The organism is Corallococcus sp. CA047B (genome assembly GCF_003612065.1).
GTDB lineage: Bacteria > Myxococcota > Myxococcia > Myxococcales > Myxococcaceae > Corallococcus > Corallococcus praedator.
In genome coordinates this window covers 1-7294 of sequence record NZ_RAWD01000400.1, presented here as the reverse complement: position 1 = coordinate 7294, position 7294 = coordinate 1, and the positions used below count along the sequence as shown (strand labels likewise).

Sequence of the window (7294 nt, the reverse complement as noted above, 5' to 3'; positions counted from 1 at the left end):
GCCCTCACCGCCGAGGTGAGGGCGGGGCGGGAGAGGTAGCCGCGAGCGAGGCCCGTGCCCCCGACGTACAGCTCGCCCGGTGCACCGGGCGGAACGGGCTGGAGGTGCGAGTCGAGGACGTAGAGCTGGACGTTGGGGAAGGGCCGTCCGAGGGAGATGCGCTGGGAGTCGACGGGGCCGGAGATGGAAGCGCAGACGGTGACTTCGGTGGGGCCGTAGGCGTTGAGCAGGGTACGTCCCTGGCTCCAGCGCTGGGCCGTCGCGGGCGGAAGGGCCTCGCCCGCGGAGATGACGGTTTCCAGCAGAGGCAGTCCGGCCTCGGAGAGCTGGGCGAGGACGGAGGGCGTCAGGGTGGCGGCGGTGACGGCTTGGGATTCGAGCAACTGGCGCAGGGGCAGCTCGGGCAGCAAGGCGTCGCGCGAGGCGAGCACGAGGCAGGCGCCTGAGAGCAGCGTGGAGAAGACCTCCCAGACTGAGGCGTCGAAGGCGGGGGAGGCGAATTGCAGGACGCGGCTGTTCGCGTGGAAGCGCTGAGCGCGTGCGGCGGCGAGCGCGGTGTTGGCGAGGCCCTTGTGGAGGAGCAGGGCTCCCTTGGGCGTGCCGGTGGAGCCGGAGGTGTAGATGACGTAGGCGAGGCTGTCGTCGAAGACGCGGACGTCGGGAGGAGCGTCGGGCCTGCGAGCAATCGCGTCAGCGTCGGAGTCGAGGCAGAGCAGCTGGACGCCGGAGGGCAGCTCATCCGCGAGGGAGTCCTGGGTGAGGACGAGGGGAACGCCTGCATCCTCGAGGATGAAGGCGGTGCGTGAGGCGGGGTAGGCGGGGTCGAGGGGAACGAAGGCGCCGCCGGCCTTGAGGATGGCGAGGAGTGCGACGGGAACGTCGAGGGAGCGCTCCAGAAAGAGTCCGACGCGGGTCTCGGGCCCGACGCCGAGGGAGCGCAGGTGGTGGGCGAGGCGGTTGGCGCGAGCGTCCAGCTCCCGGTAGGTGAGGTGCTGGCCGGAGAAGGAAGCGGCGTGCGCCAACGGGGTGCGCTCGGCCTGGGCCTGGAAGAGGTGGTGGACGCGCGACTCGTCGCAGAGCACCTGCCGCGTGTCGTTCCACGCGACGAGGATCTTCTGACGCTCCTCTTCGGAGAGCATGGGCAGCCTGGACCAGGACTGTTCCGGCCAGGTGACGATGCCTTCGAGCAGGCGCTCGAAGCGCGAGGCGAGTTGCTCGACGGTGGAGGGCTTGAAGAGCTCGGTGCTGAACTGCCAGAGGCAGGACAGCCCGTCGGGTGTCTCCTGCACGGACAGCAGGAGATCCAGTCTCGCGGAGCCGTCGGCCAGCTCCAGGGGCGTGAGCGTCAGGCCGGGCAGCTCGATGGCCGTCATCGGCGCGTTCTGGAGCACGAGCTTCGTCTGGAAGAGCGGCGCCTGGCCCTGACCCCGCTTCGGGTTGAGGACGCGGACCAGCTCCTCGAAGGGCAGGTCCTGGTGTGCGTAGGCCGCGAGCGCCGTCTCTCGCGTGTGGGCCAGCAGCTCCTGGAACGTGGAGACGGTGTCGAGCCGTCCGCGCATCACGAGCTGGTTGATGAAGAAGCCGATGAGCCCTTCGGTGTTCGCGCGGGTGCGGTTGGCGATGTCCGTGCCCACCACCACATCCTGCTGTCCGGAGTGCCGGGCGAGCAGCACCTGGAACGCCGCCAGCAACGTCATGAAGAGCGTCGCGTTCTCGCGGCGGCCCAACGTCTTCAGCGCCTCGGTGAGCGCGGTGGGAAGCTGGCGGGTCAGGTGCGCGCCCTGGTTCGTGGGCTCGGCCGGACGCGGGAAGTCGGTGGGCAGCTCCAGCGACGCGGGGGCGCCCTCGAGCTGCTTCTTCCAGTAGGAGAGCTGGGTCTCCAGCGCTTCGCCCCGAAGCCACGTCCGCTGCCACAGTGCGTAGTCCACGTACTGGAGCACTGGCTCCGGCAGGGGCGAGGGTCGGCCCCCGGTGAAGGCCGCGTAGAGCGCCGCCATCTCCCGGATGAGCACCCCCATGGACCAGCCGTCCGAGATGATGTGGTGCATCGTCAGCAGCAGCACGTGCCCCGGCTCGCCAAGCGTCAGCAGCGTGGCGCGCAGCAGCGGGCCCCGGGCCAGGTCGAACGGGCGCTGGGCCTCTTCCTGCGCGAGGCGGGACACCTCGGCTTCACGCTGCTCCAGGGGCAGTGCCTGGAGGTCCACTTCGCGCAGGGACAGCGCGGCTTCGGGCAGGGCCACCTGGGTCGGACGCCCCTCGGTGGAGGGGAAGGTCATGCGCACGGATTCGTGGCGGCGGACCAGCTCCTGGAAGCTTCGCGACAGGGCGGCCGGGTCCAGGCTCCCCGTGAACCGGACGGCCAGGGGGATGTTGTAGAGCGCGCTCTGGGGGGCGAACTGGTGGAGGAACCACAGGCGCTGCTGGGCGAACGACAGCGGCAGTTCACCCGTGCGAGGCGCGGCCACCAACGGCGGGAGGTGCAGGTGACGTCCTGCCTGGATCGCGGCATCGATGCGCGTGGCCAGCGCGGACAGCGTGGTGGCCTCGAAAAGCTCGCCCAGGGCAAGGTCCACCCCGAAGGCTTCCTGCACGCGGGACACGACCTGGGTGGCGATGAGCGAGTGCCCTCCCAGCTCGAAGAAGTCATCGCCGCGCGCCACCTGCTCCACGCGCAGCACCTGCGCCCAGATGCCGGCCAGCAACTCCTCGGTGGGTGTGGCGGGCGGTGCGGCTTCGATTCCGGACGGCCGTGTGCCCACGGGCTCGGGCAGGGCCTTGCGATCCACCTTGCCGTTGGAGGTGAGCGGCAGTGACTCCAGCCGGACGAACGCGGCGGGAATCATGTGGGCCGGCAGCTTCGCTTCCAGGAAGGCGCGCAGCGCGGAGGACTCCAGCCGCGCCGCGTCTCCCGTCACATAGGCGGCGAGGCGTGCATCGCCCGGCGTGTCCTCGCGCAACAGGACCACCGCCTCGCGCACAGCGGGGTGGCTGGTGAGCACGGCCTCGATTTCGCCGGGCTCGATGCGGAAGCCGCGCAGCTTCACCTGCGCGTCAGCGCGGCCCAGGAACTCCAGCACGCCATCCAGCCGACGCCGCACGACGTCGCCCGTCCGGTACATCCGGGCCCCGGGCTCCGCGCTGAACGGATGGGGCACGAAGCGTTCGGCGGTCAGGTCCGGACGCTCCAGGTAGCCACGCGCCAGGGGAAGGCCCGCGATGAACAGCTCCCCGGGGATGCCCGGAGGCACGAGCCGTCCGGCCGCATCCAGCACGTGCAATTCGACGTTGGCGATGGGCCGACCGATGGGCACCGCGCCCGTGGTCGGGTCCTCCGCGCCGACTTCATGCACGCAGCAGCCGACCACGGTCTCGGTGGGGCCGTACTCGTTGAGCAGCCGCGTCCCAGGGGCGTGTCGCCGCCAGAGCGCCAGGGTCTCGTAGGAGAGCGCCTCTCCGCCGATGACGAAGGCCCGGGTTCCTCCGGCGGCTTCGTGCTCCGCCAGCCCCTGGGCCAGCAGGGACAGGTGGGTGGGCGTCAGCTTCACGAGGCTGAAGTCCGCTCCCGAGCGCAGGGCGGCCTGGAGCCCTTCGACGCCGTCACCTTGCGGAATCAGGGTGATGGGCTGCCCCACCGTGAGCGGAAGCAGGAGGCTGGTCACGGTGAGATCGAACGCGAGGGGCGAATGCACCGGTGCCCCCGCGCCCTCCGTCACCGGATACGCCGTGGCGCACCAGTCCAGGTAGTTCGTCAGCCCCTGGTGCTCCACCATCACGCCCTTGGGACGGCCGGTGGAGCCGGAGGTGTAGAGCACGTAGGCCAGGTTGCCGCCGCTCACCGTCCGCGCGGGAGCCTCCGGGGACTCCTTCGCGAGGACCCGCGCATCGGAGTCCAGGCAGACCAGCAGTGCGCCCGTGGCGGGGAGGACGTCCGCCAGCGCGTCGCGCGTCACCAGCAGGGGCACCCGCGAGTCCGCGAGCATGAAGGCCAGCCGCTCCTGGGGGTACTCCGGATCCAACGGCACGTAGGCGCCGCCCGCCTTGAGGATGCCCAGGACCGCGACCACCAGATCCACGGAGCGCTCCAGGAACAGCCCCACCCACACGTCCGGTCCCACGCCCCGCGCGCGCAGGTGGTGCGCGAGCTGGTTGGCCCGGACATCGAGCTGCGCGAACGTCCAGCGCGCATCCCCGGACGTGACGGCCACGGCCTCCGGTGTGCGTGCGGCGCGGGCCTCGAAGCGCTCGTGCGCGAAGGCCGCGCTGCTCACGGCGCGGCGCGTGTCGTTCCATCCCGACAGCAGTTGGTGGCGTTCCGCGTCCGTCAGCAGCGAGATGTCCGCGAGCCGGGCCTCCGGCTGGGAGGCGAAGGCCGTGAGGACCTGCTGCCACTGCGCGAGGACGCGCTCCAGGATGGCGCCATCGAAGCGTCCGGCGTCGTGCGACAGCCGCAGGGTGAGCTCTTCCCCGGGGAGGATGTTGATGTTGAGCGGGTAGGTCGTCCGCTCCAGCCCGCGGATGTCGCGCAGGTCCAGTCCGGAGGTGCGCTCCCGCACCGCCGAGTCCAGCCAGTTCTCGAAGACGAGCAGGCTGTTGAAGAGGGGCACGCCCCGGGGCAGCTCGCTCCAGCCCTGGATGCGGACCAGGGGGCTGTGCTCGTGCTGACGCAGGTCGGCCTGACGGGCCTGGAGGCCCTGGAGCCACGGCACCACGCGGGCCTCGGGCGGGAGCGCCACGCGCACGGGCAGCGTGTTGATGAACAGGCCGACCATGGCCTCCGCTCCCGGCAGGTCCGTGGGCCGGCCGGCGACGGTGGTGCCGAAGACGACGTCCGCTTCGCCGCTGTAGCGGCCGAGGAGCAGCGCCCACGCCGCCTGGACCACCGTGTTGGGCGTGAGCTGGTGACGGCGCGCGAAGTCCTGGAACCGCGCGGTGAGCGCCGCGGGCATGACCCAGGTCCGCTCGACCTTGGCGGGCACGGCGTCCCGGGGCGCGGACCGCCGCTCGCCAGGCAGCGGCGTGGGGGCGCTGAAGCCCGCGAGGTCCGCCCGCCAATGCGTCTCCGCGAGCGTCAGGTCCTGCCGTCCCAACCACGCGATGTAGTCGCGGTAGGGCGGCGCCGGTCGCACGGTGCGCGCAGTGGGGGCGAACAGCTCCTCCAGCAGCAGGCCCAGGCTCCAGCCGTCGAGCAGCAGGTGGTGGAAGCTCCACACCACGCGGTGCACGTCGCCATCCAGGCGCATCACCGCGAAGCGCATCAGCGGGGGATGGGACAGGTCGAAGCCCTGCGCGCGGTCCTCGGCGAGGAAGGCCTGCAGGTGGGCTTCCTGGTCCTCCGCGGAGAGCCCGCGCCAGTCCAGCTCACGCCACGGCAGCGCCGCGTCGGGGTGGACCACCTGGAGGGGTTCTTCCAGGCCTTCGCGGTGGAAGGAGGTCCGGAGCACGGGGTGCCGGGCGATGAGTGCCTGCCACGCCGCGTGGAAAGCCGGCACGTCCAGGCGCGAGTGGATGGCCCAGGTGATCTGCTCGAAGTATTCCCCGGCGCCGGGGTTGAGCAGGACCTGGAACAGCATGCCCTGCTGCATGGGCGACAGGGGATAGAGGTCCTGGGGCGCGAGTCGCAGCAGCCGGTCCAGCGAGGCCTGCTCCAGCTTCGCCAGCGGGAACTCCGCGGGCGTGCGGCGGGCGGCATCCTCCGAAGCGCGCTGGGCGATGAAGGCGCGCAGGGTGGCCATGAGCTCACGCGCCACCTGTTCGACGGTGGCGGTTTGGTGGACGTTGGCGCTGTAGACGAGCCCCAGCTCCAGGCGTCCGTGGCTCACGCGCGCGGTCAGCTCCAGCAGGTGGCGGCGATGGCCTTCCGGGTCACGCGAGGCGCCGCTGGATTCGGGCGCGAGCGCGAAGAGCGTGGACGCGGAGGCGAGCTGATCGAGCTGGCCCAGGTAGTTGAAGGACACCTGCGCGGCTGGACGTGAGCGCAGGGCCTGGATGGCCTCGGGCGTGCCGAGGTGCCGCGACAGACCGTGGCCCAGGCCGCGCTGGGGCACCTGTCCCAGGCGGTCGCGCACGCTCCGCAGCAACTCGCCAGGGCTCGCGCGGACGGGGGCCTCCAGCGTCACGGGATACGTCGTGGTGAACCAACCCACCGTGCGGGACAGATCGACATCGTCGAAGAGGTCTTCGCGGCCGTGGCCTTCCAGCTCCACCTGGAGGTTCGGGTGGCCCGTCCAACGGAAGAGGCCGCCCACGAGCGCCGCGACGAGCACGTCCTCGACGCGGGCGCGGTAGGCAGCGGGGACCTCCTGCGTGAGGAGCCGGGTCTCTTCGGGCGTGAGCGAGAGGGAGAGCTCGCGTGCGGAGGCGACCGTGTTCTGCCCTGGAAGATCGCGAGGCAGCTCCCGCGCGACGGGGCGGTCCTCCCCGAGCCAGAAGGGCAGCTCCCGCGCGGCAGCCCCGGTCTTCGCGTGGGCCTCCAGACGCTGCGCCCAGCTCTTGAAGGACGTGGTCTTCGCGGGCAGGGAGGGCGAGCGGCCCTGGCTCAGCGCGAGGTAGAGCGACTCCAGGTCCTCCACCAACGTGCGCCAGGAGACCGCGTCCACCACCAGATGGTGCGCGGTGAGCAGCAGGCGTTCCGTGCGGTGGGGGCCCTGATGGATGAGGGCCGCGCTGAAGAGCAGTCCGCTGGACAGGTCGAAGCCCGTCTGGAGTTTCGTGGCGGCGGCTTCCAGCGAAGGGGACAGCTCCGCGTCGGGAACCGCGGAGAGATCCACTTCGTGAAGTGTGACGGGGTGCTCACGGCCCACGGTGTGCTGGTGCCAGACGCCGTCCTGCTCGACGAAGCGAGTGCGGAGCGCGTCATGGTGTTCGACGAGGTGCTCCAGCGCGGCCTTCAGCGCCGTGACATCGAGCGGAGCCCGTGTTTCGAGCAACACCGCCTGATTGAAGTGGTGCGGACGCGGAAGGTCTTCCTCGAAGAAGGCCCGCTGGATGGGCGTGAGCGGAACGGGGCCGGTGACGAGGCCCTGCTCGGCCTGCGGCAGAAGCGACGCGGTGACGTGAGGGGCCAGCGACGCGATCGTCTGGTGTTGGAAGAGCAGCTTCGGCGACAGCCGCAGTCCGGCCTGTCGGGCACGCGCGACGAGCTGGAGGCTGAGGATGGAGTCGCCACCCAGGGCGAAGAAGTTGTCGTGGATGCCGACGCGCTGGAGGTGGAGGACGGAGGCCCAGAGGGAGGCGAGGAGGGACTCGACGTCATCGCGAGGGGCGACGAAGTCCTGGGAGAGCGAAGGCCTGGAGT

At 71.1% G+C, this 7294-nt stretch carries 1 protein-coding gene; it reads right to left on the bottom strand.

The window, feature by feature from the left end:
• Positions 1–7294, bottom strand: a 7294-nt coding sequence (locus D7X74_RS36985; RefSeq protein WP_120537689.1) for a non-ribosomal peptide synthetase, incomplete at both ends; no start/stop codon positions are given.